Below are 24,849 nucleotides of genomic sequence, written 5' to 3'. Positions count from 1 at the left end.
CAAAAACGAGTGCTGAATGGCCTACAGACACTTAAGAGCCGCTTTATAACAAGGGCTCTAAAAAGCTGTCAAGGAAGCCCCCCAGGCAAAAACGTATTAATGCGTGCTAATTCTTTCCTTTGAATCAGACTCACGTTTTTCGTCCTTGGAAACTATCTCCGGAGCCACATCCGGCAAGGGCTCCGGCGCGTATTGCAGCGCAATTTGCAGGACCTCGTCAATCCATTTAACCGGTTTAATCTGCAGATCCTGCTTGATATTGTCAGGAATCTCCTTCAGATCGCGCACGTTCTCTTCCGGAATAATCACGATCTTGATTCCACCGCGGTGAGCGGCAAGCAGTTTTTCCTTCAGACCACCGATTGCCAGCACTTGGCCACGCAGGGTGATTTCGCCAGTCATGGCGACATCGGCGCGTACCGGAATCCCGGTCAATGCCGATACCAACGCCGTGCACATGCCGACACCTGCGCTTGGACCGTCTTTCGGCGTCGCGCCTTCCGGCATGTGAATGTGGGTATCGCGCTTCTCGTGGAAGTCCAGCGGAATGCCCAGGCTCTTGGCACGGCTGCGCACAACGGTCAGGGCTGCAGTGATCGATTCGACCATTACATCACCCAACGAACCGGTCTTGATCAGTTGACCTTTGCCCGGAACCACAGCCGCTTCGATGGTCAGCAATTCGCCGCCCACCTGCGTCCACGCCAGGCCAGTTACCTGTCCGATCTGATCCTGCTGCTCGGCCAGACCGTAGCGGAATTTACGCACACCCAGGAAATGCTCCAGCAGATCAGCTGTCACTTTTACCGAGAAGCGTTTTTCCAGCGCATGCTCTTTCACAGCCTTGCGGCAGACCTTGGCAATCTGACGCTCGAGGCCACGCACACCGGCTTCCCGGGTGTAGTAACGGATGATGTCGCGGATCGCTTCCTCGTCGAACTCCAGCTCACCCTTCTTCAGACCGTTGGCGGCGATCTGTTTCGGCGACAGGTACTTGACGGCGATGTTGATCTTTTCGTCTTCGGTGTAACCCGGCAGACGAATGACTTCCATTCGATCCAGCAGTGCTGGCGGGATGTTCATCGAGTTCGAGGTGCACAGGAACATCACATCCGACAGGTCGTAATCGACTTCCAGGTAGTGATCGTTGAAGTTGTGGTTCTGCTCCGGATCGAGCACTTCCAGCAATGCCGACGCCGGGTCGCCGCGCATGTCGCTGCCCATCTTGTCGATTTCATCGAGCAGGAACAGCGGGTTGCGCACGCCCACTTTTGTCATCTTTTGAATCAATCTTCCTGGCATCGAACCGATGTAGGTTCGACGGTGACCACGAATTTCCGCCTCGTCACGCACGCCACCCAAGGCCATGCGCACGAATTTGCGGTTGGTGGCGTGAGCAATCGACTCCGCCAGCGAGGTTTTACCCACGCCAGGCGGACCGACCAGGCACAACACCGGGCCACGGATCTTCTTCACACGTTTTTGCACGGCGAGGTATTCAAGGATGCGTTCCTTGACCTCTTCAAGGCCGTAATGATCGGCATCGAGAATGTCTTCCGCACGCGCCAGGTCGAGGCGTACCTTGCTCTGCGCCTTCCACGGCACCTGCACCAGCCAGTCGATGTAGGAGCGCACCACGGTGGCTTCAGCGGACATCGGCGACATCTGCTTGAGCTTGTTCAGCTCGGCAGTGGCTTTGGCCAGGGCATCCTTCGGCAGGCCGGCCGCATCGATGCGCTTTTTCAGCTCTTCGATTTCGTTGTGACCTTCGTCACCGTCACCCAGCTCTTTCTGAATGGCCTTCATCTGCTCATTCAGGTAATACTCGCGCTGGCTGCGCTCCATTTGCTTTTTGACGCGGCCGCGAATGCGTTTTTCGACTTGCAGCAGATCGATCTCGGCATCCAGCAAGGCGAGCACGTGCTCGACGCGGGCCGACAAATCGATGATTTCGAGGATTTCCTGCTTCTGCTCGATTTTCAGCGCCATGTGCGCGGCCATGGTGTCAACCAGGCGGCCAGGCTCATCAATGCTGTTGAGCGACGACAGGACTTCAGCCGGGACTTTCTTGCCCAACTGCACATATTGCTCGAACTGCGACAGCAGGCTGCGCACGAACACTTCGGATTCGCGCTCGGCGGCGTCGACTTCGTCGATCAGCGAAACTTCGGCGCGGCAATGCCCGTCGACTTCGCTGAAGCGCTCTACAGCGCCGCGCTGCTCACCTTCGACCAGAACCTTGACGGTGCCGTCTGGCAGCTTCAGCAGCTGCAGCACCGTTGCAATCGTACCTACGCGATAGAGAGCGTCTTCACCGGGATCATCGTCAGCCGGGTTTCTCTGGGCCAGCAGCAGGATCTGCTTGTCGCCCGTCATCGCGGCCTCGAGGGCTTCGATGGATTTCTCGCGCCCCACGAACAGCGGGATAACCATGTGCGGATAAACCACGACATCACGCAATGGCAGGAGAGGCAATTCGATGGTTGTCTTCATGATTTCGCCTCTACGGCGGCCATATGGCCGTAATCAGATGGAATTAAGCTTGAAACCAAGATGGGGGCTGCCTTGAAAAAAAACAAGCGCAAAGCGGATGTAAAAAACGCCATAAAAAAAAAGAGGCCCGAAGGCCCCTTCTTTGTTCCGGCAGTGTGGACGCTTACGCGTCCGGCGCTGCCTTGGCCGTCGGCTCACTGTTTTCGTAGATATACAGTGGCTTGGACTTGCCTTCAATCACGCTTTCATCGATGACGACTTTGCTCACTTCGGACTGCGAAGGGATTTCGTACATCGTGTCGAGCAGCACACCCTCAAGAATCGACCGCAGGCCACGGGCACCGGTTTTACGCTCCAGAGCTCGCTTGGCAACCGATTTCAGTGCGTCGGTCCGGAACTCCAGATCCACGCCTTCCATCTCGAACAGCTTGGCATACTGCTTGGTCAGAGCATTTTTCGGCTCGGTGAGGATCTGCATCAGCGCAGCCTCGTCGAGTTCGTCCAGTGTCGCAAGAACCGGCAGACGACCGACGAATTCCGGGATCAGACCGAACTTGACCAGATCGTCAGGCTCGACTTCACGCAGGGATTCACCGACTTTCTTGCCTTCTTCCTTGCTGCGCACTTCTGCGTTGAACCCGATGCCGCCCTTGGTGGAACGGTTTTGAATAACCTTTTCCAGACCGGAGAACGCACCACCGCAGATGAACAGGATGTTACGGGTGTCGACCTGCAGGAATTCCTGCTGCGGATGCTTGCGGCCACCTTGCGGCGGGACGGAAGCGACCGTGCCTTCGATCAACTTGAGCAAGGCCTGTTGCACGCCTTCACCGGAAACATCGCGGGTGATCGACGGATTGTCGGACTTGCGGGAAATCTTGTCGATTTCGTCGATGTAGACAATGCCCATCTGGGCCTTTTCCACGTCGTAATCGCACTTTTGCAGCAGTTTCTGAATGATGTTCTCGACATCTTCACCTACGTAGCCAGCCTCGGTGAGGGTGGTGGCGTCGGCGATGGTGAACGGAACGTTCAGCAGGCGGGCCAGCGTTTCGGCCAGCAGGGTTTTACCGGAGCCTGTCGGGCCGATCAGCAGGATGTTGCTCTTGCCGAGTTCGACGTCGTCAGCCTTCTTGTCACGCTGGTTCAGACGCTTGTAGTGGTTGTACACCGCTACGGCCAGAACCTTTTTCGCACGCTCCTGACCGATGACATACTGGTCAAGGATGCCGCTGATTTCTTTAGGCGAAGGCAATTTATGCGCGCTGCTTTCGGCCTGTGCTTCCTGCACCTCCTCGCGGATGATGTCATTGCACAAGTCGACGCACTCGTCGCAGATAAAGACCGAGGGGCCGGCAATCAATTTGCGTACTTCATGCTGGCTTTTGCCACAGAAGGAGCAATAGAGCAGCTTGCCGTTGTCCTCGCCGTTGCGGGTGTCAGTCATTCGTTCGATCCAAATCCGATAGGCTTGCAACACAAGATGAAGGCTATTGCGGGCTTTTTCAAGCCCGCTGGTGGTCGGACCTGCCGACCCACCTTATTTTGAGCTGCTTATTTTACGCAGGACGCTGGTTGATGACTTCGTCGATCAGACCGTATTCCTTCGCAGCTTCTGCACTCATGAAGTTGTCGCGGTTGGTATCGCGCTCGATTTCTTCAAGCGTACGACCGCTGTGCTTGGCCATCAGCGTGTTCAGACGCTCGCGGATGAAGAGGATTTCCTTGGCATGGATTTCGATATCCGAGGCCTGACCCTGGAAACCGCCCAGCGGCTGGTGAATCATCACACGCGAGTTCGGCAGGCAGAAACGCTTGCCTGGAGCACCGGCCGTCAGCAGGAATGCACCCATGCTGCACGCCTGACCAATGCACGTCGTCGATACGTTTGGCTTGATGAACTGCATGGTGTCGTAGATCGACATGCCCGCTGTCACCGAACCGCCCGGGGAGTTGATATAGAGATGGATGTCCTTGTCCGGGTTTTCCGCTTCAAGGAACAGCAATTGCGCACAGATCAGGTTGGCCATGTAGTCCTCTACAGGACCCACCAGAAAGATTACGCGCTCCTTCAGAAGGCGCGAGTAGATGTCATAGGCGCGCTCGCCACGAGCAGATTGCTCGACAACCATCGGGACCAGGCCGCCGGCGGCCTGGATATCAGAGTTCTGCTGAATATACGAATTACGGAACATGCTCTGCAGTCACTCCCAAATAGTTATGTCTTGAATACGCATAAGCCAGCTCGAAGGCTGGCTTATGTGTGTACTTCCTAACGCAAAAACAATCAGTCGGCTTTTGGAGCTTCTACCGGCTTGACCGCTTCTTCGTAAGAGACCGATTTGTCGGTCACGCTAGCTTTCTGCAGAACAGTATCCACAACTTGTTCTTCCAGCACAACCGAACGGACTTCGTTCAGTTGCTGCTCGTTCTTGTAGTACCAGGACACGACCTGCTCAGGTTCCTGGTAAGCCGAAGCCATTTCCTGAATCATTTCACGAACGCGGGCTTCGTCAGGCTTCAGGTCGAACTGCTTGACCACTTCAGCCACGATCAGACCCAGCACTACACGGCGCTTGGCTTGCTCTTCGAACAGCTCGGCCGGCAGTTGATCAGGCTTGATGTTGCCGCCGAACTGCTGAACAGCCTGCACGCGCAGACGGTCAACTTCGTTGGACAGCAGAGCCTTTGGCACTTCGATCGGGTTGGTGGCCAGCAGACCGTCCATTACCTGATTTTTCACCTTGGACTTGATGGCCTGACGCAGCTCACGCTCCATGTTCTTGCGAACTTCGGTGCGGAAGCCTTCCAGACCGGTTTCCTTGATGCCGAATTGAGCGAAGAATTCTTCGTTCAGCTCTGGCAGTTTCGGCTCGGAAACGGTGTTGACAGTCACGGTGAACTCGGCGGTTTTGCCAGCCAGGTCCAGGTTCTGATAGTCCTCAGGGAAGGTCAGGTTCAGAACGCGCTCTTCGCCTGCCTTGGCGCCAACCAGGCCTTCTTCGAAGCCCGGAATCATGCGACCGGAACCCAGCACCAGCTGAGTACCTTTGGCGGAGCCGCCGGCGAATGCTTCGCCGTCAACCTTGCCAACGAAATCGATGTTCAGCTGGTCTTCGTTCTGGGCAGCGCGGTCGGCCACTTCAAAACGGGTGTTCTGCTTGCGCAGGATGTCCAGCATCTTGTCCAGATCGGCGTCAGCCACGTCAGCGCTCAGGCGCTCGACAGTGATGCCGTCGAAACCGGCAACAGTGAACTCAGGGAACACTTCGAATACGGCAACGTATTCCAGGTCCTTGCCAGCTTCCAGCGACTTCGGCTCGATCGAAGGCGAACCGGCAGGGTTCAGCTTCTGCTCAACCACGGCTTCATAGAAGGAGGACTGGATGACATCACCAACAGCTTCCTGACGAGCGTCAGCACCGAAACGGCGCTTGATTTCGCTCATTGGCACTTTGCCTGGACGGAAGCCAGCAATCTTGGCCTTTTGGGCAGTCTGCTGCAGACGCTTGTTGACCTGGCTCTCAATGCGCTCAGCCGGCACGGTGACGCTCATGCGGCGCTCAAGAGCAGTAGTATTTTCAACAGAAACTTGCATGGATATTCCTCGTTGCACAGACGTTAGCCGGCCGTTTCCGACCCCAGAATCAAGGGCATGCATTCTAGTGGGTCAAACTCAAGAAGTCACCCTACTGAAAACGGGTAAAAAAACAGCAGGCCATTTATAGGTGTGAATGCAGCAATGCATTCCACCCCGAAGACGAATAAAGACCATCACGCCAGGGCTCTGCTTCAACCGCTTCTATATATAGAAGAGACTGCGAGCCATCTCCCTGACGGCCGATCCAGCGAACATGGCCGGTGGTCGACACGCAGGCTGCAAGCCCGTAAACACGACGAAACGCCCTGCCCTTCGACCTGAAACCCGGCGCAACAAACCACAAACCGTAAAACAAAAAAGGCGCCAGACTGTTAAATCTGGCGCCTTTCGAAATATGGGGTGGACGATGGGGATCGAACCCACGACAACGGGAGTCACAATCCCGTGCTCTACCAACTGAGCTACGCCCACCATATTGCGTCACAAAAAAGCCATTCAACTTCTTTGCTGAACTTCATCAGGCCTGCGGCAAGAATGAAGCTTTAATTGGTGCGGATGAAGAGACTCGAACTCTTACGCCTCGCGGCGCTGGAACCTAAATCCAGTGTGTCTACCAATTCCACCACATCCGCAGATGAAGCTTTTAAAGCAAAGGCGCCAGACTGTTACATCTGGCGCCTTTCGAAATATGGGGTGGACGATGGGGATCGAACCCACGACAACGGGAGTCACAATCCCGTGCTCTACCAACTGAGCTACGCCCACCATATCGCGCTACTTGTGCCAAAGCTGCCTAATGGCGCACCCGGCNATCTGGCGCCTTTCGAAATATGGGGTGGACGATGGGGATCGAACCCACGACAACGGGAGTCACAATCCCGTGCTCTACCAACTGAGCTACGCCCACCATATCGCGCTACTTGTGCCAAAGCTGCCTAATGGCGCACCCGGCAGGACTCGAACCTGCGACCATCCGCTTAGAAGGCGGATGCTCTATCCAGCTGAGCTACGGGCGCCTTATTAATCTGTACTCTTGGAGGACTACAAACTAAATGCTTTCCAGCTTCGCAGAACGCTAATTCCGCTCAACCTTCTTAACCAGTGCTAGGCTGTGCCCGACAAGTGCGACGAATAGTATAGAGCGCTCCCAAGGTCGTCAAATCCTTTTTGAAAAAAATTCATTTAATTAAAGGAGTTAGGGGAATTTGCTGACCAAGCGCCTTTGCCCTCACCGTCTGACATGCGAGAATGCGTTCTCTTTTTTTCCCCTCTCGATGGTTAATCACGCGCAATGACTGCACAACTAATCGACGGCAAATCGATCGCCGCCAGCCTGCGCCAGCAGATCGCCCAACGAGTTGCCGAGCGTCGCCAGCAAGGCCTGCGCACTCCCGGCCTCGCGGTGATCCTGGTCGGCAGCGATCCTGCCTCTCAGGTTTATGTCTCGCACAAGCGTAAAGACTGTGAAGAGGTAGGCTTCCTCTCTCAAGCCTACGACCTGCCCTCCGACACCACTCAAGAAGCGCTGACCGATCTGATCGATCGCCTCAACGACGACCCGGCCATCGACGGCGTACTGCTGCAATTGCCCCTGCCCGAGCATCTGGACGCGTCCAAATTGCTGGAGCGCATCCGCCCGGACAAAGACGTCGATGGCTTTCATCCTTATAACGTCGGCCGCCTGGCCCAGCGCATCCCGCTGCTGCGTCCGTGCACGCCGAAAGGCATCATGACCTTGCTGGAAAGCACGGGTGTGGACCTTTATGGCCTGGACGCGGTAGTGGTGGGTGCATCCAACATCGTCGGTCGCCCGATGGCAATGGAACTGCTGCTGGCCGGTTGCACCGTGACCGTCACCCACCGCTTTACCAAGGATCTGGCCGGCCACGTCGGTCGCGCCGATCTGGTGGTGGTCGCCGCCGGCAAGCCGGGCCTGGTCAAGGGCGAGTGGATCAAGGAAGGCGCGATCGTGATCGACGTCGGCATCAACCGTCAGGACGATGGCAAGCTGGTCGGTGACGTGGTGTACGAAACCGCTCTGCCCCGCGCCGGCTGGATCACTCCGGTGCCGGGCGGTGTTGGCCCGATGACCCGCGCCTGCCTGCTGGAAAACACCCTCTACGCGGCAGAAACCCTGCACGCCTGAGAGGTTTTTCCGCAATAAATGAACCCCGCTTTGTGCGGGGTTTGTTGTATCTGAGAAAAAACACTAACCGTTCGCCGGAAACCCCTCTTTTTACAGGCCTTTTCACGAGATTTTCAGGTCATTCAAACAACCATCGACAGATCTTCAGCCATACTCCTAGAATGCGACGCTTTGAAGAAATAACCCGTTACAAACTAACGGAATATCCAACCTTTATGAGTTCGCCCGCGTGAAAATTCGTCTTTCGATCCTGAGCCTGGTTTTTGCTTTTTCAGGCACATTCGTCACGCCAACTGTCAACGCTGCTGAAACCACTGCTGCGCCACGCGATGCTTCGCAACTGAAGATCGCCTCCGGCAGCGCCCTGCTCATGGATTTGCAGACCAATAAAGTCATCTATTCGAGCAACCCGGACGTGATCGTACCCATCGCGTCGGTCAGCAAGCTGATGACCGGGCTGGTGGTCGTTGAAGCGCACCAGAACATGGACGAATGGATTGACGTCGACATCAGCCACACGCCAGAAATGAAAGGCGTGTTTTCCAGAGTCAAACTGAAGAGCGAACTGCCGCGCCGGGAAATGTTGCTGATTGCCCTGATGTCCTCGGAAAACCGTGCAGCCGCCAGCCTTGCGCATCACTACCCGGGCGGTTATGCAGCATTCATCGCGGCGATGAATGCCAAGGCCAAGGCACTGGGCATGACCAACACCCACTATGTCGAACCGACCGGCTTGTCGGAACGTAACGTTTCCACCGCCCGCGATCTGAGCAAACTGTTGGTGGCCGCGAGCAAGCACCCGATCCTCACTGAACTGACGACCACCAAGGAAAAAACGGTGTCATTCCGCAAACCCAACTACACCCTGGGTTTCCGCAACACCGATCACTTGGTGAACAAGGCCGACTGGGACATCAAAATCACTAAAACCGGCTTCACCAACCCGGCAGGGCATTGCCTGGTGCTGGTGACACGGATGAGCAACCGCCCGGTTGCCCTGGTGATTCTCGATGCATTCGGCAAGTACACACACTTCGCCGATGCCAGCCGTATCCGCAGCTGGATGGAAACCGGACGCAGCACCAACGTTCCGGCAGTGGCCCAACAATACAAGGCCGAGAAAAACCTCAAGGCGCGCCAGAGCGGCGTGGTCGAAGCCTCCAAGTAACCGGAAAGACCAACTGTGGCGAGGGAGCTTGCTCCCGCTGGCGCGCGTAGCGGACCTTCTTTTTTAATAAGAANGGCGCGCCAGAGCGGCGTGGTCGAAGCCTCCAAGTAACCGGAAAGACCAACTGTGGCGAGGGAGCTTGCTCCCGCTGGCGCGCGTAGCGGACCTTCTTTTTTAATAAGAAAAGGCCTGCTGCGCAGTCCAGCGGGAGCAAGCTCCCTCGCCACAGAGTTATTCAGCCAGTGGTTAAATACCCGTTATTCAATCATTGGGTAACGGCATTTTGTCGTCGTCCGGAATGCCATCGCCAGCGCTCGGATCTGGCGTCAGCACATCAGGCCGGGCCAACGGATCACGCAGCGGACTGTCCGGATCCAGCACGGGATCCACGTCATCCTCAGGTGTGGTCGGCACGCTGTCCGGTTTTTTATCGTCAAAGCTGGAATCGGTACTCATACGCACCTCACTTAGGGTTTCAGGTCAGCCAACGGATCGTAAGGCTTGGCCGGACGCTTGCTGTCTTCGCCGGTTTCCACGTCCTTCGGCGCCTTGGCAGGGCCGACCGGATCAACCTGCGGGTCGTCGAGATCCGGGGAATCCGGATCGAAACCCAGATCATGACCGGACGAATGCTCGCTTGAGTGTGGGCCTTTCGGGGATGGGGAATCTGCCATGCTCGCCTCCTGATTCACCCGCACATTCGGGCTCTATCGTTAAGAGGCGTGCCGGGCGTGAGGGTGCCCGGCAAATGACGAACGGAGGCTTAATGTGCAGCCAGTGCCTTTTTGGCTTGCTCCGCTTCACGTTCCTGCCCGGCCTGCGCCAACTCATCGGCGGCCTTCAGCCAGCGCTGACGATCAACCTCGGCAGGAATCTGCGACGGCTTCTGGATCAGCACGGCCCAACCGCCCGACTTTTCGAACGCCGACTCGAAGGAACTGAAACTCATGAGTTCGCGGCGATTCATTCCGGCGCGCAACAGTACTTTCTGTTTGAAGCGGTCGTAACCGGAAAGAATGGCGTAACGCGGTTCAGCCCAGAACGCCGAGCCTTCACTGAAACGCACCATTACCGGATAACCGGCCGCCACCTGGGTCAACAAGGCTGGCAGGTTCTTGTCCAGCGGATAAACCACCATGCCGTAATCCCGGGCCAGGTTCTGCAGATTCTGCTGCAACTGATCCTGTGCCCCCGGCAGATGCAACGGTTTTTCCAGCAGCCCCGGCGTGATCATGATGCCTTGCTGCGACAACAGGCTGGCCAGCACCTGCGGACCACTCTGATTGGCTTCACCGCGATAGAATGTACCGCTGAGTTCGACCCGCTCCGGCAGGCGCTTGACCTGCGGCGCGACAGTGCCCGCACACCCCGCCAATACAGCCGCGCAACCGGCCACCAGCAACGCCCCTCGCAATCGAGTCAATACCTGCACCATTGTCACTCTCTGATCAGACGCCGGTCATCGTGTTCCGGCAACGCCTGCGATCATAGGGCGACGCACGGCTGCGGTATAGCCTTAACCCGCAGACCGATCGATTGCATAGAGCGAACTGATTGGTCATCACCGACCTTTGGTCAATAGTCTGAAACACCCCATTGTCTAGACTGTCACTGAAACAGAGCGAATTGAAAATGTGTGTGCCCGATGCAGGGCAAAGAGGAGGCACTGATGAGCCTGACCATGACCATCGTAATGTTGATAGCCGGCTGGCTGGCCGTTGCCAGCGCCATGTTGTGGGGCGTGCTGCGCATTGCGCGACGGCATCACCACCCGGTCGAATCCGCCTCGGCTCACAAGCCTGAAAAGCACCCTACCCGCCACGCGACCGCGCACTGACCGGTCAGTTGATGTAAGACCTCTTTAGGAGCTGCCGAAGGCTGCGATCTTTTGACTTTGAAGATCAAAAGATCGCAGCCTTCGGCAGCTCCTACATAAGGCACAAGCCGTACGGCATGAGGCATAAGCAAAAAGGCCGGCTGAACTCGACGAGTCCAGCCGGCCTTTTGGTTTGCTGCAGGTTAAGCCTGCTGAGCCAGCTTCTTCTGCTTCGCCCGGCGCGACATCATGTTCAGCACTTCAATCGCTGCGGAGAAGGCCATGGCCGCGTACACATAACCTTTCGGTACATGGGCACCAAAGCCTTCGGCGATCAGCGTCATGCCGATCATGATCAGGAAGCCCAGGGCCAGCATCACCACCGTCGGGTTGTCGTTGATGAACTTGGCCAGCGGCTCAGCTGCGAACAGCATCACCATTACCGAGACCACCACCGCGATCACCATGATCGGCAAGTGTTCAGTCATACCCACCGCAGTAATGATGCTGTCGATGGAGAACACCATGTCCAGCATCAGGATCTGACCGATTGCGGCAGCGAAGCCCAGGGTCACGGTCGAAGTCGCAGTTTTCGGGTCTTCCGGGGCCGGGTCCATGCTGTGATGGATCTCGGTCGTGGCTTTCCACACCAGGAACAGACCACCGGCAATCAGGATCATGTCTTTCCAGGAGAACGCCTGGCCCATGATTTCGATTACAGGCTCGGTCAACTGCACGATGAAAGCGATGGTGCTCAACAGGGCCAGACGCAGGATCAGCGCCATGCCGATACCGATGCGGCGCGCCTTCTGCCGATGCTGCACAGGCAACTTGTTGGTCAGGATCGAAATAAAGATCAGGTTATCGATGCCGAGCACGATTTCCATCACCACCAGTGTGGCCAAAGCAACCCAGGCGGCGGGGCTGGCGGCGAGTTCTAACAGATATTCCATGGGTCAGTCCTGACTCTTGTATGACGGTTTAGAGGGTCTTGGAGGAAGATTCGGATTGTTCCGCATCTTTTTCCGGTGCTTCTTTTTTCTCGATCAAGCCGCCGGTGGCGTCGCTGAGCGCTTGTTCCGCAGCTTTGTGCGTCTCGTCGATCGCCTGTTTGGCGCTTTCGGCCGCCTTGCCCATCAACTGCTGGGCGCTTTTCTCGGCCTGATCACAACCGGCCATGAGCAGTAAAGACGTAAACATCAATGCAGGGATTGTGTATTTCATGAGGCTTTCCTTCGAATGAACAGACAGGGTCACAGACCACCCGTCGATGGCTGGGCATTCTAGGGAGACAAACACTTCAGGAAAATTCGTATTTTTAGCGGCTATACTTCGTCTTTAACGAACTATGATAATCAGTGCAGGAGCTGCCGCTGGCTGCGATCTTTTGATTTTTTAAAGCAAGATCAAAGGATCGCAGCCTGCGGCAGCGCCTATAGGAGGGGGAACCTTAGAGTGCTCAATTACCGACAACTGCATTACTTCTGGGTGGTCGCCAAGACCGGCAGCATCGTGCGTGCCTGCGAGCAACTCAACCTCACTCCGCAAACCATCAGCGGGCAGATTTCGCTGCTCGAACAAACCTACGGTATCGAACTGTTTCAACGGGTCGGCCGCCAGCTGGAGCTGACCGAAGCCGGACGCCAGGCCCTGCCCTACGCTGAGCAGATGTTCCAGTTGGGCGGCGAACTGGAGTTGATGCTGCGTGCCCAGCCCAACGAACAGCAGATCCTGTTTCGCGTCGGCGTGGCCGACGTGGTGCCCAAGTCCATCGTCTATCGGCTGATCGCGCCGACCATGGAGTTGCACGAACCGCTGCGCATCACCTGCCGCGAAGACAAACTCGAACGCCTGTTGGCGGACCTGGCGATCCAGCGTCTGGACCTGGTGATTTCCGACAGCCCGATGCCGTCGCACCTCGACATCAAGGGCTATAGCCAGAAACTCGGCGAATGCGGGATCAGTTTTTTCGCCACCGCGCAATTGGCGGCGCAATACGGGCAAGACTTTCCGCGCAGCCTCAACGGCGCACCGCTGCTGATTCCCGGCGCAGAAACCGTGGTGCGCAGCCGTTTGCAGCGCTGGTTCGCCGAGCAGCAGATCCAGCCGCGAATCGTCGGGGAGTTCGATGACAGCGCCCTGATGCAAGCCTTCGGCCAATCGGGCAGCGGGATTTTTATCGGTCCGAGCGTGATTGCCGATGAAGTCAAACGCCAGTACGGCGTCGAAGTGATTGGCCAGACCGACGCGGTGACCGAGTCGTTCTATGCCATTTCCGTGGAACGCAAGGTCAAGCACCCCGGCATCGTGGCGATTACCGAAGGTGCCCGACGCGAGCTGTTTACCGCGTTATGAGGTCTGGGCGCACTCTTCGCGCGGCTTGAGCGTCATCAAGACCATGGCGAGGAATACCGACAACAGAATGAACCCGGCAGCGGCGAAGCCGAGAAAGCTCAGGCCAGCACTGTCGATCACCCGCCCGCCGATCATCGCGCCCAGGCCGATACCGAGGTTGGCGCCGGCGATGTTCAGCGACGCGGCAAACGCGGGCGCCTGCGGCGCGGCTTTCATCAGGCGCACATGGCTGACCAGAAACAGCGCCGCCTGGGTGATTCCCCAGATGCCCATGGCCACCGCCAGGCCCAGCGTCGAGTGGATATTCGGTACCAGCGAGACCATGCCGGCAATCATGAACGCGCAGAACAGCACGGACGCCCCCAACGGATGACGATCCACTGCACGCCCGCCCAGCGAATTGCCGATCAGCCCGACCGCACCGAAGCCCATCAGGCACCAGCCAACCACGGTGCCGTTAAAACCCGCCAGACGCTCGAGAATGTCGGCCAGATAGGTGTAGGCGGTGAACATGCCGCTGAACACCAGGATCGACAACAGCACATGGCCGAGCATCAGCGGGCTGCGCAGGATCTTGAACTGCGAGCTGAAGCTGACCTGGTGCTGATGCAGGCTGGTTTTCGGCAGATAAACAAACAGCAGCAAAGCCTTGGCAAAAGCGATCACCGCCAGAATCGCGAATGCACTGCGCCAGCCGAACGCATCGGAAATCAACGTGCCCACCGGGATGCCGAATACCGTGGCGCAGACGATGCCGAAGCCGATCTTGGCAATCGCACGGCCGGCGTGATCCGGGCCGACGATGTCCACCGCTGTCTCGCTGGCCAAGGCCCAGAACACCGGCAGGCCGAGGGCCGGGATCAAGCGCGCTATGGCCATGACCCAGATGTTCGGCGCCAGCGCGGCAACGGTGTTGGCCAGGCCGAACATGATCAGGATGGTGATGAATAACTTGCGTCGCTCGAAGCGGGCGAAATAGGCGGTCAAAAACGGGCCGAACATCGCCACCGTGAAAGCGAATAGCGTCACCAGCAGACCCGCCTGCGGAATGGTTACCGCCAGGTCTCGGGCAATGGCCGGCAACAGGCCGACGATGACGAATTCCGTGGTCAGCACCGTGAATCCGGCAGCAGACAACAGGAGAATGGGCAACAGCATGAGCAACTCCAGCAAAACGACGACACCAGCGATGACCGGAAGGCCCGCTGGCAACGATTAAAATGAGGATGGCGAATCTTAACAGAGTGTTTCAGCAGTGACTTGCATAAACCTGCCGACTTGGCGATCAATCCGGTGGCAGATCGTCACAGGCCTGAAGGATAACGCCTACGCTGTGATAAAGTCCGCGCCCTGAAAAACGTACACCCTGTTCAGCGCCCGTTTAACAGCGTTGATCGCGCGTCAGCCCTTTCGGTTCGTGCCGGTGACCTGCCCCCTTGATGTATCACCGGTTTCACGCAACCTTGCACCCTATAAAAAATCAGAGATGCCGTTATGACCGCTTCATCCCCTTCTCTACTGCAACGCCTGAAAAACCTCAGTCTGGTCACGCAGATCCTGATCGGCCTGATCGCCGGTATCGCTCTGGCGTTGTTCGCCCCGGAAGCGGCAAAAGGCTCGGCGTTCATCGGCAAAGTATTTGTCTCGGCGCTGAAAGCCGTGGCACCGATTCTGGTGTTCGTGCTGGTAATGGCGTCGATTGCCAACCACAAGCACGGTCAGGAAACCCACATCAGGCCCATCCTGTTCCTGTACCTGCTCGGTACTTTCGCCGCAGCCGTGGTCGCGGTGATTGCCAGCATGGCGTTTCCCTCGCATCTGGTGCTGTCCACCGACAACGTGTCGGTCACCGCGCCGGGCGGCATTGCCGAAGTGCTGCAAAGCCTGTTGTTGAGCGTGGTCGACAACCCGGTCAGCGCGCTGATGAATGCCAACTTCATCGGCATTCTGGCCTGGGCGATCGGCATGGGCGTCGCGATTCGCCATGCCGGCGACACCACACGCGAGGTGCTGGGCGACCTGTCCAACGGCGTGACCGTGATCGTGCGCGTAGTGATTCGTTTCGCCCCACTGGGCATTTTCGGTCTGGTGGCGTCTACCCTCGCCACCTCGGGCTTCGGCGCGTTGATCGGTTATGCGCACCTGCTGGCCGTGCTGCTGGGCTGCATGCTGTTTGTGGCGCTGGTAATGAACCCGCTGATTGTGTTCTGGAAGCTGCGCCGCAACCCGTACCCGCTGACCCTCAAGTGCCTGCGCGAAAGCGGCATCACTGCCTTCTTCACCCGCAGCTCGGCAGCGAACATTCCGGTCAACCTGGAACTGAGCAAGCGCCTGGGCCTGCATGAAGACACCTACTCGGTATCGATCCCGCTGGGCGCCACCATCAACATGGCCGGCGCAGCGATCACCATCACCGTGCTGAGCCTGGCTGCCGTGCACACGCTGGGGATTGCCGTGGACATTCCGACCGCGATCCTGCTCAGTGTCGTCGCGGCGATCTGTGCCTGTGGCGCCTCGGGCGTGGCCGGTGGCTCGCTGCTGCTGATTCCGCTGGCGTGCAGCCTGTTCGGCATTCCCAGCGAGATTGCCATGCAGGTGGTAGCGGTGGGTTTCATCATTGGTGTGCTGCAGGACTCGGCGGAAACAGCGCTGAATTCGTCCACCGATGTGCTGTTCACCGCGGCGGCTTGCCTCGGTGAAGAGGCGAAAATTCAGCGTTCAGTCTGAAGATCAAAAGATCGCAGCCTGCGGCAGCTCTTACATTAGGAATGCGTTTCCCTGTAGGAGCTGCCGCAGGCTGCGATCTTTTGCGTTATCCAATAAAAAGCCCGCCAAGGCGTGAACCTTGGCGGGCTTTTTTGTTACGGGGTGTTTTAGTACGCGCCCATGTAATCGCGCTTACCCACTTCAACACCGTTGTGACGCAGCAGCGCATAGGCAGTGGTGACGTGGAAGAAGAACTGCGGCAGACCGTAGCTCAGCAGGTAAGCCTGACCGCTGAAGCGCTTCTCTTTCGGCGTGCCCGGACGGGTCACGATCTCGATGCCTTCCTTGCCGTTGATCTGCTCCGGCTTGATCTCGCCGATGTAGGCCAGCACCTTGGCGATCAGCGCCTGCAGTTCGGCGAACGTGGTTTCAGTGTCGTCATACTTCGGGATTTCGACTTCGGCCAGACGCGAGGAAACGCCCTTGGCGAAGTCGACGGCGATCTGCACCTGACGCACCAGCGGGAACATGTCCGGGTACAGGCGCGCTTGCAGGAAGGCGTTCGGGTCGATGTTTTTTTCGGTGGCGTGGGCTTCAGCCTTTTTCAGGACATCGCTCAGGGCATTGAGCATTTGTTGAAAAACCGGGACGGATGCGGCGTAAAGGGAAATGGTCATGGCAGTCTCGTGTGGTGGCTGGGTGGAACGTGGAGGCGATTATAGCCATGCTTGATGACCACACGGCTTGCCTTTTGTTAGCCAAGGATTAGGCTAGGCGCCTTCGACTGCTGAGGGAACGCGCGATGACCACCGAACTTGCAACCACCACCGACGAACCACGGCTCAACGCCACGGAAATCCGCATTCTGGGTTCGTTGATCGAAAAACAGGCCACCAGCCCGGAAACCTATCCGTTGACCCTCAATGCATTGGTGCTGGCCTGCAATCAGAAGACCAGCCGCGAGCCGGTGATGAACCTGACTCAGGGCCAGGTCGGCCAGAGCCTGCGGGCGCTGGAAAGCCACGGTTACACCAAACTGGTCATGGGCAGTCGCGCTGATCGCTGGGAGCATAAGCTGGACAAGGCGCTGGAACTGGTGCCGGCCCAGGTGATTCTCACCGGTCTGATGTTCTTGCGTGGCCCGCAGACAGTGAATGAGTTGCTGACCCGCAGCGGCCGCATGCACGATTTCGAAGATGCCGAGCAAGTGGTGCATCAGCTTGAGCGCCTGATCGCCCGTGGGCTGGCGGTGTTGATCCCGCGTCAGGCCGGACAACGTGAAGACCGCTACACCCATGCGCTGGGCGATCCGGCGGACATCGAGGCGATCCTGGCGGCGCGGCAGAATCCTGGGGAGCGCGCGACCAGCGGCGTTTCGGTCGAGCGCATCGAAGAGCTGGAAGCACGGATTGCCGCGCTGGAAGAGCGCCTGGCGCGCCTCGAATAACCCCGGAAATCCTACTGTGGGAGCGAGCTTGCTCGCGAATGCAGTGTGTCATTTAACAATGATGTGAATGACACATTGCATTCGCGAGCAAGCTCGCTCCCACTGGGGCTGCACCAAGCCGAAGGTCTCTATTTACTCACCATCCCAGTAATCCACCCCGTCCGCCTGCCGCGCCACGGCGACAAAACCTGACGCATTGCCCTCGGCATCAACCTTGAAGTTGTCCATCACCGCGTATTTGTTGGAGTCCGGGTATTCGCAGATATCCGGTTGCTGCTGGGTGCTGACCGCCAGGTAACGCAGTTCCGCGTCGCTGGTATTGATGATCTGATGCGCCGTTTCCGGGCCGCCCGGCGGGCAGGCGATCACGTCGCCCGCGCGGATCGGAAAGCGTTCGGCACCCAAGCGCACTTCGCCCTCCCCGGCCACCACATAGAACATCTCTTCATTGACCCGGTGGCTGTGAAACGGACTGCCGCGCATGCCTGGCGGTAATGCGTACAGGCGATAACCGAGTTTCTGCGCACCGAGTTGCTGGCCTACCCGCGCCATGCGCTGCTGATAACGCCCGGCGGTTTCGCCTTCCGGGGCAAGGGCTTCAGGCAGGGGTTCGAGTTCGACCTGGTGCAGGTTGAGGATGGGCGGATGCATGGGGTGCCTCGATCAGGTTTTTATGAGGGACAAGTCTTGGCTTGCTGAGGCGGCAGTATAGGCAACCCGATAAACCGAGTTGAATTCATCGCTGGCAAGCCAGCTTACACAGGATTTGTGGTTGCTCACCTGGTTGTGTTGCAACCTGACACCTGTGGGAGCTGGCTTGCCAGCGATGGGGCCAACTCATCCGACACATAATCCAGAACATCAGCTGCGGGCGAAATTTGCCGCCGCAAACTGCTCTTCACTCGGCCGCACGCCCGTGTACAGCACAAACTGCTCCAGCGCCTGGATCGCAATCACCTCCAGTCCGGTAATCACTTTTTTGCCCTCCGCCCGCCCACGCACGATCAGCGGCGTTTCCGACGGAATCGCTACCACATCGAACACGATCCCGGCTGCCTGGATCACTTCAGGCTCGAACGCCAGTTGCCCCGCCTCCGGCCCGCCGTCCATGCCCACCGGGGTGACGTTGATCAGCATCTGCGGACGTTCTTCACCCAACTCGGCCCGCCAGCGGTAACCCAGCGAGTCCGCCAGCGCCTGGCCGGCGCGCTCGTTACGCGCAACGATCAAGCCATTTTTGTAGCCACCATCGCGCAAGGCGCTGGCCACCGCTTTGGCCATACCGCCGCTGCCGCGCAGGGCGAACGTCGTATCCTTTGGCACCGCGTGGGTTTCCAGCAGCTGGGCGATAGCGATGTAATCGGTGTTATAGGCCTTGAGATGACCGTTTGTGTTGACGATGGTGTTGATCGACTGGATCGCTGCCGCCGATGCATCCAGCTCATCAACCAGCGCGATACACGCTTCCTTGAAAGGCATCGACACGCCGCAACCGCGAATCCCCAGCGCACGAATCCCGCCGACAGCCCCCGGCAGATCCTGACTGCTGAACGCCTTGTAATAGAAGTTCAGGCCCAACTGCTCGTACAAATGGTTATGAAAACGCAGACCGAAATTCCCCGGGCGCCCGGACAGGGACATGCACAGCTGGGTGTCTTTGTTGGGATTCATCTGCATGAAACTTCTCCTTCAAACGGACTTTCGGATGGACGGAGTTAGCCATTCCATCGGGTTCTGGACGATCATAAGCGCCTGTCTGCAACGGGCCGCGTGCCCCTTTGACCCACCGGTAAAGAAGCCGGTACAGACCTTACACAAAATTTACCCAGCGGCTGTGCTGATTTTCAGAATTTCGCTGTCATAGAAGTATCCCCGCGACAACGTTGGGCCTGGTGCAGGCCCGGACGCCGGGTCGAAGAACCGAGGAATTATCATGATTCGTAAACTCCCCATCGTGGCCTTGTTGATTGGTGCATTCGCGATCACAGGTCAGGCAGAAGCCCACGGCGGTGGCTGGCAGGGTCCGGCCGTGTTTGGTGCGATCGTCGGCTCGGCCATCATCGGCTCGGCGCTGATCAACCAGGACCGGCCAGTCTACGTACAACAGCCTGTTTACGCGCAACCGGCACCGGTTTATGTGCAACAACCGCCGCCACCGGTCTATTACCAGCCGGCCCCTGTTTACGTGCAACAACCGGTCTACGTGCCTGGCCCGGTCTACTACGGCCCACCACGCGGCTATTACGGCCGGCCACACGGCTACTACGGTGGCCCGCGCTGGTAATCGCCAACAATCAGCCCTGCTTTATAGCGGGGCTTTTTTATGACCGTCGGTCGGGCAACGTCTGAAAAAATCTTGCCAAGGTCGCTGTGAGGACAGTTCCAGCGGCTAAAGTCGGCATGATGGACTTGACCGTTGGGGGCAAAACACAGAACGGTCATCGATTTGTCATGACGGAACCGCAATCTGAATCCGTCCGTAAACAACAGGTTGATAACAACAAGGACGACCCATGCCTACTCAGAATCCGCACCGCATCGTCGGCCTGTGCACTTCAAGCAAGGTGTACAGCGCGCTGACCGAACTCAAACACCTGGAGGGCCACCGCTGCGCCAAGTTCCTTTCGCTGCTGGCGGAGAACCTGGTGCACAAGGGCTTGCTCAACGAGCGCGAAGTGGTGCACATGCTCGACCAGGTTGTCGACTGAACCCGTCCTCACTGTTATCAATGACCACTATCGAGAGCGTTGATTGTCCCTGAGCACAGCGAATCACTAAGGTAGCTCCACAGATTGATGGAGGTACTGGTCATGGCTCAGGTTCAAATCATGTCGGTCATCGGCAGCGCTGTTCCCGCATCGCTCAGAGCGTCGGGATTGCTCGCCTGCTGGTATCTGGTGCGCGACGGTGAGCCCATCAGCGGCCCGCTGACTTCGCTCCCGGCAGCGCAGGCAATGTCGCAGAAAATCGTCAGCGCGCCGTTCCACGCTTAAGGCAACTGGACTTTCGGTTTGGTCTCGATAAACAGCGCCCAGCTCGACATGAACAGCGCCGCGATCAGCGGCCCGATCACGAAACCGTTGAGGCCGAACACTGCGAGGCCGCCGAGGGTCGAGATCAGGATCATGTAGTCGGGCATGCGCGTGTCTTTACCGACCAGAATCGGGCGCAGCACGTTGTCCACCAGACCGATCACAAATACCCCGAACAGCGCCAACACCACGCCCTGCCAGATCATCCCGCTGAGCAGGAAGTACACCGCCACTGGCGCCCAGACGATTCCCGCGCCCACCGCCGGCAACAGCGACAGAAAGCCCATCAGCACCGCCCAGAGCAACGCGCTGGGGATGTCGAGAAACCAGAAAATCGCCCCGCCCAATGCGCCCTGAGTGACCGCCACCACCAGGTTGCCCTTCACCGTCGCCCGCACCACCCGGTTGAACTTCAACTGCAGACGACGTTTGTGGGTCTCTTCCAGCGGCACTGCAGTGCGTACCTTGCGTACCAGTTCGGCGCCATCGCGCAGAAAGAAAAACAGCAGGTACAGCATGATGCCGAAGCTGACCACAAACTCGAATGTGCCCTGGCCGAAACTGAAGGCCTGACTGGCCAGCACCTGACTGCCCTGCATCGACGCCTTGACGATTTTCTCGCGCAGACCGTTGAGTTCGCCCATGCCGAAGCGATCGAGCAAATGCTGAAAGTAAGGGGGCAAGCTGTGTTTGAACTGTGCCAGGTAGGCACCGATGTCCAGTTGACCGCTTTCGATGTTGTTGTACACCGTCGCGCCTTCCTGCACCAACAGGATGCTGAGAATGATCACCGGGAGAATCGCGATCACCAGGCAAATGCCCAGCGTGCAAAGCGCGGTCAGGTTGCGCTGCCAGCCGAATTTGAGCTGTAACTTGCGCTGCATCGGCGCAAACAGAATGCCGAGAATCACCGCCCAGAACACCGCACCGTAGAACGGCAGCAGAATCCAGATGAAGGCGACCGTCACCAACAGCAACAGCACGGTGAGGGATTTGAATTGCAGCGTTTTTTCGTTCATGTCCGATCCATGTCAGTCAGGCGTCACGCACGCCTCGAACCTTAGTCCACCGGGGCACGCACGAGTGCCATCTTTGTTCATGGAGCATAGATCGCCTGGTAGAAGCAGCTCGCTGCACCTGATGCAGCGGGACCTTGTCATGGTGCCGGCGCAGCACAGATCAGCGGCACCCGCGCAAAGATAGATCCAGATCAATAAACCGCAGTTGCCGCTGCACTACCCTGCCGCGCTTTTGCGACCGACGCCGCCATGATCCTTGACCTCCCCCTCGCCGCCCCGGAGCTGCTGGCCCCCGCCGGCACCCTGAAGAATATGCGTTATGCCTTCGCCTACGGCGCCGATGCGGTCTACGCCGGCCAGCCGCGCTACAGTCTGCGAGTGCGTAACAACGAGTTCGACCACGCCAACCTCGCCCTCGGTATTCGCGAAGCGCAGGCCCAGGGCAAGCGCTTCTACGTGGTGGTCAACATTGCCCCGCACAATGCCAAGCTGAAGACCTTCCTCAAGGACCTGGCGCCGGTGATCGAGATGGCGCCGGATGCCCTGATCATGTCTGACCCGGGCCTGATCATGCTGGTGCGCCGGCATTTTCCGCAGATGCCGATCCACCTCTCGGTGCAGGCCAACACGGTGAACTGGGCGAGCGTCGAATTCTGGCAGCAACAAGGCCTGAGCCGGATCATCCTGTCGCGGGAATTGTCACTGGAGGAAATCGCTGAAATCCGCGAACAGGTGCCGGGCATGGAACTGGAAGTGTTCGTCCACGGCGCGCTGTGCATGGCTTACTCCGGGCGCTGCCTGTTGTCGGGCTATATGAACAAGCGCGACGCCAACCAAGGCACCTGCACCAACGCCTGCCGCTGGAAATACTCGGCGCAGGAAGCCACGGAAAACCAGCTCGGCGAGATCGTGCAGAGCTTCCAGCCCGAGCCGACCCTGGGCATCGGCACGCCGACCGATCAGGTGTTCCTGCTGCAGGAAGCCAATCGTCCCGATGAGTTGATGCCGGCGTTTGAAGACGAGCACGGCACCTACATCATGAACGCCAAGGATCTGCGCGCGGTGCAGCACGTCGAACGGCTGACGCGTATGGGCGTGCATTCGCTGAAGATCGAGGGTCGCACCAAGTCGCACTTCTATTGCGCACGTACTACCCAGGTTTATCGCCGGGCAATCGACGATGCCGTAGCCGGACGCGAGTTCGATCGCAGCCTGATGACCGACCTCGAATCACTGGCCCAGCGCGGCTACACCGAAGGTTTCCTGCGCCGGCATGTGCATGACGAATACCAGAATTATCAGAATGGCAGCTCGGTGTCGGAACGTCAGCAATTCGTCGGCGAACTCACCGGTGAGCGCCGTGACCGGTTGGCCGAGGTCAAGGTGAAAAACCGGTTTGCACTGGGCGACCACCTGGAACTGATGACGCCCAAGGGCAATTTCCACTTTGATCTGCACCAGTTGCAGAGCGCCAAGGGAGAGGCGATCGAGGTGGCGCCAGGGGATGGGCACACGGTGTATCTGCCGATTCCGGATGCAGTGGATTTGCGCTTTGGGTTGCTGATGCGGGATGTAGCTGCCAATCCGGCATGAGGATACGCAACACCTTGCAGGCGTCACTGATCTTCAGCGACATTGCGGCCGCCATCGCTGGCAAGCCAGCTCCCACAGGGGTTGTGTTGAACACAAAATCTCATGCCACCAACAATCACTGTGGGAGCAGGCTTGCCCGCGAAGAGGCCGGCATGAGCAAAACACCCCGCCACTGACCGACCCAAAAAAACCCGGCACCAGAGCCGGGTTTTTCACTACCTGCGATCATCCGACAACGGCGTCGGCTCATCTGCCAGCGGCACATCATCGTCCGCCGCCGGGTCCTTCCAGTCTTCCGGCCGATCGGCATCACTCAACGGATCGCGCCCGGGACTCATGCCCGGTGGCGCATCGTGATCGGCCAGTGTCGGCTCATCCGTGCCGGGCACCGGACGGGTCGGATCGGTCGGCAGCACACCACCTTGAAACAGCAAATCATTCGCCATGACACACCTCACCAAGGAGGTCCGGAAAACCCGGGCCATACCGCTTGGAAGCAGGCCTGCGCAGGCCGTGCCATCGAGCAGACCAACGGCAATCAGCCCTGCGCACCGAAGCGGTCGCGGCTGTTGGTCAGGTGCAACCACATTGCCGCGCGCGCTGCGTCCGGGTCCTGGCGCTTGATCGCATTCAGGATCGCTTCGTGCTCCAGATGCGCCAACTGCCCCAGCTTGCTCAAATCCGCCGCCCCACGCTCGGCCGCGTTGAGCCGCTGACGCGGAATCATCGCGCTGCCCAGATGCTGCATGATTTCGCTGAAGCAGACGTTGCCGGTGGCTTCGGCGATCAGCAGATGAAAACGCCGATCCGCCTCGACGCAACTGTCGTTGCTGTCCAGCAGACGCTGATAGTCATCCAGCGCCTGGCGCATGTGCAGCAATTGTTGTTCGCTGCGCCGTTGTGCGGCCAATGCGGCGGCCTGAGTTTCCAGGCCCATGCGCAATTCAAGAATGCTGCGCACGCCGAGCGCGGTGTCGACATTCAGGCGCAAACCCTGCTCGGCGGCGCGTTCGATGACAAAAGTGCCAATGCCGTGCCGCGTCTCCACCAACCCTGATGCCTGCAACTTGGAAATCGCCTCGCGCACCACCGTGCGACTGACGCCGTGCTCCTGAACGATGGCGTTCTCCGACGGCAGCTTGTCGCCGGGCGACATCTGACCAAGCAGGATGCTCTGAGTGAGTTTCTCCACCAGATCGTGGGCGAGGTTATGCGCACGTTTGGGCGCGGGTGCGTCGAGGTCTTCTTGCATGTTCGGTTCCGGTGATCGGGGCTTGCCGATCGTAGCACTGCGTGATGGCTGACGAGTCGATTTTAGCGCCGAAACAGCACTCAACTTGTATGACAACATTCAATAAAACGAAAAAAACGCAACAACCAAGCGCTACGCCCTGCTTGAACATTTGGATCGTGAACCCAACAGACGCGTCTGACGCGCCGCGATTAAAACCAATAAAAACGGGGTAAAACACC

26 protein-coding genes and 5 tRNA genes are annotated in these 24,849 nt (G+C 58.2%); 10 read left to right on the top strand and 21 right to left on the bottom strand.

Annotation, left to right across the window (positions count from 1 at the left end; translation table 11 throughout):
• Positions 1 to 96: 96 nt before the first annotated feature.
• The 9 genes from lon to HXW87_RS13945 form a co-directional block, all read right to left on the bottom strand.
• The gene (lon, locus tag HXW87_RS13985; RefSeq protein ID WP_003223634.1) at positions 97 to 2,493 is read right to left on the bottom strand and encodes an endopeptidase La; all 2,397 of its coding nucleotides are present in this window, start codon (positions 2,491 to 2,493) and stop codon (positions 97 to 99) included.
• Positions 2,494 to 2,656: 163 nt separating this feature from the next.
• Positions 2,657 to 3,940, bottom strand: a complete 1,284-nt coding sequence (gene clpX / locus HXW87_RS13980; RefSeq protein WP_003223632.1) for an ATP-dependent Clp protease ATP-binding subunit ClpX — start codon at positions 3,938 to 3,940, stop codon at positions 2,657 to 2,659.
• A 112-nt stretch (positions 3,941 to 4,052) separates the two neighbouring features.
• The gene (clpP, locus tag HXW87_RS13975) at positions 4,053 to 4,688 is read right to left on the bottom strand and encodes an ATP-dependent Clp endopeptidase proteolytic subunit ClpP (RefSeq protein WP_007951559.1); all 636 of its coding nucleotides are present in this window, start codon (positions 4,686 to 4,688) and stop codon (positions 4,053 to 4,055) included.
• A gap of 92 nt (positions 4,689 to 4,780) precedes the next feature.
• Complete coding sequence (gene tig / locus HXW87_RS13970) at positions 4,781 to 6,091, bottom strand: trigger factor (RefSeq protein WP_041073914.1); 1,311 nt, start codon at positions 6,089 to 6,091, stop codon at positions 4,781 to 4,783.
• Between the two features lie 398 nt (positions 6,092 to 6,489).
• Positions 6,490 to 6,565 (bottom strand) — tRNA-His (locus HXW87_RS13965).
• 76 nt (positions 6,566 to 6,641) lie between these two features.
• A tRNA-Leu gene (locus HXW87_RS13960) sits at positions 6,642 to 6,726 on the bottom strand.
• Positions 6,727 to 6,783: 57 nt separating this feature from the next.
• Positions 6,784 to 6,859, bottom strand: a tRNA-His gene (locus tag HXW87_RS13955).
• 66 nt (positions 6,860 to 6,925) lie between these two features.
• A tRNA-His gene (locus HXW87_RS13950) sits at positions 6,926 to 7,001 on the bottom strand.
• 32 nt (positions 7,002 to 7,033) lie between these two features.
• Positions 7,034 to 7,110, bottom strand: a tRNA-Arg gene (locus HXW87_RS13945).
• 275 nt (positions 7,111 to 7,385) lie between these two features.
• Between HXW87_RS13945 and folD the strand changes: the two genes are divergently transcribed.
• Both folD and pbpG read left to right on the top strand, forming a co-directional pair.
• Positions 7,386 to 8,240 carry a bifunctional methylenetetrahydrofolate dehydrogenase/methenyltetrahydrofolate cyclohydrolase FolD gene (folD, locus tag HXW87_RS13940; RefSeq protein WP_041074114.1) on the top strand — a complete coding sequence of 285 codons (855 nt, stop codon included), beginning with the start codon at positions 7,386 to 7,388 and terminating at the stop codon, positions 8,238 to 8,240.
• Between the two features lie 229 nt (positions 8,241 to 8,469).
• The gene (gene pbpG, locus HXW87_RS13935; RefSeq protein WP_041074112.1) at positions 8,470 to 9,408 is read left to right on the top strand and encodes a D-alanyl-D-alanine endopeptidase; all 939 of its coding nucleotides are present in this window, start codon (positions 8,470 to 8,472) and stop codon (positions 9,406 to 9,408) included.
• A 261-nt stretch (positions 9,409 to 9,669) separates the two neighbouring features.
• On the opposite strand, the gene HXW87_RS13930 is transcribed toward pbpG, so the two are convergent.
• The 3 genes from HXW87_RS13930 to HXW87_RS13920 all read right to left on the bottom strand — a co-directional run bounded on the left by HXW87_RS13930 (position 9,670) and on the right by HXW87_RS13920 (position 10,843).
• A complete protein-coding gene (locus HXW87_RS13930) occupies positions 9,670 to 9,864 on the bottom strand; it encodes a hypothetical protein (protein ID WP_239779091.1) in 195 nt (64 codons plus the stop codon).
• An 11-nt stretch (positions 9,865 to 9,875) separates the two neighbouring features.
• Positions 9,876 to 10,082, bottom strand: a complete 207-nt coding sequence (locus HXW87_RS13925; RefSeq protein WP_041074110.1) for a DUF6021 family protein — start codon at positions 10,080 to 10,082, stop codon at positions 9,876 to 9,878.
• A gap of 89 nt (positions 10,083 to 10,171) precedes the next feature.
• Positions 10,172 to 10,843 carry a peptidase C39 family protein gene (locus HXW87_RS13920; protein WP_239779090.1) on the bottom strand — a complete coding sequence of 224 codons (672 nt, stop codon included), beginning with the start codon at positions 10,841 to 10,843 and terminating at the stop codon, positions 10,172 to 10,174.
• Between the two features lie 234 nt (positions 10,844 to 11,077).
• On the opposite strand from HXW87_RS13920, the gene HXW87_RS13915 reads away from it, so the two are divergent.
• Positions 11,078 to 11,245 carry a hypothetical protein gene (locus HXW87_RS13915; RefSeq protein WP_239779089.1) on the top strand — a complete coding sequence of 56 codons (168 nt, stop codon included), beginning with the start codon at positions 11,078 to 11,080 and terminating at the stop codon, positions 11,243 to 11,245.
• A 182-nt stretch (positions 11,246 to 11,427) separates the two neighbouring features.
• Here the strand turns inward: HXW87_RS13915 and HXW87_RS13910 are convergent, their stop codons facing one another.
• Together HXW87_RS13910 and HXW87_RS13905 are read right to left on the bottom strand one after the other, a co-directional pair.
• Complete coding sequence (locus tag HXW87_RS13910) at positions 11,428 to 12,177, bottom strand: TerC family protein (protein ID WP_041074106.1); 750 nt, start codon at positions 12,175 to 12,177, stop codon at positions 11,428 to 11,430.
• Between the two features lie 28 nt (positions 12,178 to 12,205).
• Positions 12,206 to 12,448: a hypothetical protein gene (locus HXW87_RS13905; RefSeq protein WP_182404250.1), complete on the bottom strand. Its 243-nt coding sequence runs from the start codon at positions 12,446 to 12,448 to the stop codon at positions 12,206 to 12,208.
• A gap of 231 nt (positions 12,449 to 12,679) precedes the next feature.
• On the opposite strand from HXW87_RS13905, the gene nhaR reads away from it, so the two are divergent.
• Positions 12,680 to 13,579 carry a transcriptional activator NhaR gene (nhaR, locus tag HXW87_RS13900; RefSeq protein WP_086794737.1) on the top strand — a complete coding sequence of 300 codons (900 nt, stop codon included), beginning with the start codon at positions 12,680 to 12,682 and terminating at the stop codon, positions 13,577 to 13,579.
• Here the strand turns inward: nhaR and HXW87_RS13895 are convergent.
• Complete coding sequence (locus HXW87_RS13895) at positions 13,574 to 14,737, bottom strand: MFS transporter (RefSeq protein WP_047291568.1); 1,164 nt, start codon at positions 14,735 to 14,737, stop codon at positions 13,574 to 13,576. The genes nhaR and HXW87_RS13895 overlap by 6 nt on opposite strands.
• A gap of 336 nt (positions 14,738 to 15,073) precedes the next feature.
• Between HXW87_RS13895 and sstT the strand changes: the two genes are divergently transcribed.
• Entirely contained in the window at positions 15,074 to 16,306 is a 1,233-nt protein-coding gene (gene sstT, locus HXW87_RS13890) for a serine/threonine transporter SstT (protein WP_047291566.1), read from the top strand.
• 146 nt (positions 16,307 to 16,452) lie between these two features.
• Here sstT and HXW87_RS13885 read toward each other — a convergent pair whose 3' ends face one another.
• Positions 16,453 to 16,962, bottom strand: a complete 510-nt coding sequence (locus HXW87_RS13885; RefSeq protein WP_047291564.1) for a DUF1993 domain-containing protein — start codon at positions 16,960 to 16,962, stop codon at positions 16,453 to 16,455.
• Positions 16,963 to 17,087: 125 nt separating this feature from the next.
• Between HXW87_RS13885 and HXW87_RS13880 the strand changes: the two genes are divergently transcribed.
• Positions 17,088 to 17,732 carry a DUF480 domain-containing protein gene (locus tag HXW87_RS13880; RefSeq protein WP_047291562.1) on the top strand — a complete coding sequence of 215 codons (645 nt, stop codon included), beginning with the start codon at positions 17,088 to 17,090 and terminating at the stop codon, positions 17,730 to 17,732.
• Positions 17,733 to 17,864: 132 nt separating this feature from the next.
• Here the strand turns inward: HXW87_RS13880 and HXW87_RS13875 are convergent, their stop codons facing one another.
• Both HXW87_RS13875 and HXW87_RS13870 read right to left on the bottom strand, forming a co-directional pair.
• On the bottom strand, positions 17,865 to 18,383 hold the full coding sequence (locus HXW87_RS13875; protein WP_095666989.1) for a cupin domain-containing protein: 519 nt from the start codon (positions 18,381 to 18,383) through the stop codon (positions 17,865 to 17,867).
• 210 nt (positions 18,384 to 18,593) lie between these two features.
• Positions 18,594 to 19,409 carry a shikimate 5-dehydrogenase gene (locus HXW87_RS13870; protein WP_239779088.1) on the bottom strand — a complete coding sequence of 272 codons (816 nt, stop codon included), beginning with the start codon at positions 19,407 to 19,409 and terminating at the stop codon, positions 18,594 to 18,596.
• 256 nt (positions 19,410 to 19,665) lie between these two features.
• Here HXW87_RS13870 and HXW87_RS13865 point away from each other — a divergent pair, with 256 nt between their 5' ends.
• The 3 genes from HXW87_RS13865 (at position 19,666) to HXW87_RS13855 (ending at position 20,725) form a co-directional block, all read left to right on the top strand.
• Positions 19,666 to 20,016 carry a hypothetical protein gene (locus HXW87_RS13865; protein WP_007965394.1) on the top strand — a complete coding sequence of 117 codons (351 nt, stop codon included), beginning with the start codon at positions 19,666 to 19,668 and terminating at the stop codon, positions 20,014 to 20,016.
• Between the two features lie 229 nt (positions 20,017 to 20,245).
• On the top strand, positions 20,246 to 20,440 hold the full coding sequence (locus HXW87_RS13860; RefSeq protein ID WP_025108897.1) for a hypothetical protein: 195 nt from the start codon (positions 20,246 to 20,248) through the stop codon (positions 20,438 to 20,440).
• A 102-nt stretch (positions 20,441 to 20,542) separates the two neighbouring features.
• Entirely contained in the window at positions 20,543 to 20,725 is a 183-nt protein-coding gene (locus tag HXW87_RS13855; RefSeq protein WP_239779087.1) for a hypothetical protein, read from the top strand.
• On the opposite strand, the gene HXW87_RS13850 is transcribed toward HXW87_RS13855, so the two are convergent.
• Positions 20,722 to 21,783: an AI-2E family transporter gene (locus tag HXW87_RS13850; protein ID WP_121184694.1), complete on the bottom strand. Its 1,062-nt coding sequence runs from the start codon at positions 21,781 to 21,783 to the stop codon at positions 20,722 to 20,724. The two genes, HXW87_RS13855 and HXW87_RS13850, sit on opposite strands and share 4 nt — an antisense overlap.
• A gap of 249 nt (positions 21,784 to 22,032) precedes the next feature.
• Here HXW87_RS13850 and yegQ point away from each other — a divergent pair, with 249 nt between their 5' ends.
• On the top strand, positions 22,033 to 23,376 hold the full coding sequence (gene yegQ, locus HXW87_RS13845) for a tRNA 5-hydroxyuridine modification protein YegQ (protein ID WP_239779086.1): 1,344 nt from the start codon (positions 22,033 to 22,035) through the stop codon (positions 23,374 to 23,376).
• Between the two features lie 215 nt (positions 23,377 to 23,591).
• Here yegQ and HXW87_RS13840 read toward each other — a convergent pair whose 3' ends face one another.
• Positions 23,592 to 23,822, bottom strand: coding sequence for a hypothetical protein (locus tag HXW87_RS13840; protein WP_239779085.1), 231 nt, complete (start codon positions 23,820 to 23,822; stop codon positions 23,592 to 23,594).
• 92 nt (positions 23,823 to 23,914) lie between these two features.
• Positions 23,915 to 24,628, bottom strand: coding sequence for a FadR/GntR family transcriptional regulator (locus HXW87_RS13835; RefSeq protein ID WP_198760079.1), 714 nt, complete (start codon positions 24,626 to 24,628; stop codon positions 23,915 to 23,917).
• Positions 24,629 to 24,849: the final 221 nt, after the last annotated feature.

It is taken from the genome of Pseudomonas sp. Y5-11 (assembly GCF_022368695.1).
GTDB lineage: Bacteria > Pseudomonadota > Gammaproteobacteria > Pseudomonadales > Pseudomonadaceae > Aquipseudomonas > Aquipseudomonas parakoreensis.
The sequence above is the reverse complement of the archived record's forward strand: the minus strand, read 5'-3'. Positions and strand labels throughout refer to the sequence as shown.

Excerpts from the sequence above, each read along its gene's own strand:
- HXW87_RS13905 (WP_182404250.1), bottom strand. The coding sequence starts at position 12,448 with ATGAAATACACAATCCCTGCATTGATGTTTACGTCTTTACTGCTCATG.
- HXW87_RS13875 (WP_095666989.1), bottom strand. The coding sequence starts at position 18,383 with ATGCATCCGCCCATCCTCAACCTGCACCAGGTCGAACTCGAACCCCTG.
- yegQ (WP_239779086.1), top strand. The coding sequence starts at position 22,033 with ATGATCCTTGACCTCCCCCTCGCCGCCCCGGAGCTGCTGGCCCCCGCC.
- HXW87_RS13860 (WP_025108897.1), top strand. The coding sequence starts at position 20,246 with ATGCCTACTCAGAATCCGCACCGCATCGTCGGCCTGTGCACTTCAAGC.
- HXW87_RS13885 (WP_047291564.1), bottom strand. The coding sequence starts at position 16,962 with ATGACCATTTCCCTTTACGCCGCATCCGTCCCGGTTTTTCAACAAATG.
- HXW87_RS13930 (WP_239779091.1), bottom strand. The coding sequence starts at position 9,864 with ATGAGTACCGATTCCAGCTTTGACGATAAAAAACCGGACAGCGTGCCG.
- HXW87_RS13895 (WP_047291568.1), bottom strand. The coding sequence starts at position 14,737 with ATGCTGTTGCCCATTCTCCTGTTGTCTGCTGCCGGATTCACGGTGCTG.
- HXW87_RS13910 (WP_041074106.1), bottom strand. The coding sequence starts at position 12,177 with ATGGAATATCTGTTAGAACTCGCCGCCAGCCCCGCCGCCTGGGTTGCT.
- HXW87_RS13855 (WP_239779087.1), top strand. The coding sequence starts at position 20,543 with ATGGCTCAGGTTCAAATCATGTCGGTCATCGGCAGCGCTGTTCCCGCA.
- HXW87_RS13870 (WP_239779088.1), bottom strand. The coding sequence starts at position 19,409 with ATGCAGATGAATCCCAACAAAGACACCCAGCTGTGCATGTCCCTGTCC.
- HXW87_RS13850 (WP_121184694.1), bottom strand. The coding sequence starts at position 21,783 with ATGAACGAAAAAACGCTGCAATTCAAATCCCTCACCGTGCTGTTGCTG.
- folD (WP_041074114.1), top strand. The coding sequence starts at position 7,386 with ATGACTGCACAACTAATCGACGGCAAATCGATCGCCGCCAGCCTGCGC.
- HXW87_RS13840 (WP_239779085.1), bottom strand. The coding sequence starts at position 23,822 with ATGGCGAATGATTTGCTGTTTCAAGGTGGTGTGCTGCCGACCGATCCG.
- HXW87_RS13920 (WP_239779090.1), bottom strand. The coding sequence starts at position 10,843 with ATGGTGCAGGTATTGACTCGATTGCGAGGGGCGTTGCTGGTGGCCGGT.
- HXW87_RS13865 (WP_007965394.1), top strand. The coding sequence starts at position 19,666 with ATGATTCGTAAACTCCCCATCGTGGCCTTGTTGATTGGTGCATTCGCG.
- HXW87_RS13880 (WP_047291562.1), top strand. The coding sequence starts at position 17,088 with ATGACCACCGAACTTGCAACCACCACCGACGAACCACGGCTCAACGCC.
- HXW87_RS13915 (WP_239779089.1), top strand. The coding sequence starts at position 11,078 with ATGAGCCTGACCATGACCATCGTAATGTTGATAGCCGGCTGGCTGGCC.
- clpP (WP_007951559.1), bottom strand. The coding sequence starts at position 4,688 with ATGTTCCGTAATTCGTATATTCAGCAGAACTCTGATATCCAGGCCGCC.
- sstT (WP_047291566.1), top strand. The coding sequence starts at position 15,074 with ATGACCGCTTCATCCCCTTCTCTACTGCAACGCCTGAAAAACCTCAGT.
- tig (WP_041073914.1), bottom strand. The coding sequence starts at position 6,091 with ATGCAAGTTTCTGTTGAAAATACTACTGCTCTTGAGCGCCGCATGAGC.
- lon (WP_003223634.1), bottom strand. The coding sequence starts at position 2,493 with ATGAAGACAACCATCGAATTGCCTCTCCTGCCATTGCGTGATGTCGTG.
- clpX (WP_003223632.1), bottom strand. The coding sequence starts at position 3,940 with ATGACTGACACCCGCAACGGCGAGGACAACGGCAAGCTGCTCTATTGC.
- HXW87_RS13925 (WP_041074110.1), bottom strand. The coding sequence starts at position 10,082 with ATGGCAGATTCCCCATCCCCGAAAGGCCCACACTCAAGCGAGCATTCG.
- HXW87_RS13835 (WP_198760079.1), bottom strand. The coding sequence starts at position 24,628 with ATGCAAGAAGACCTCGACGCACCCGCGCCCAAACGTGCGCATAACCTC.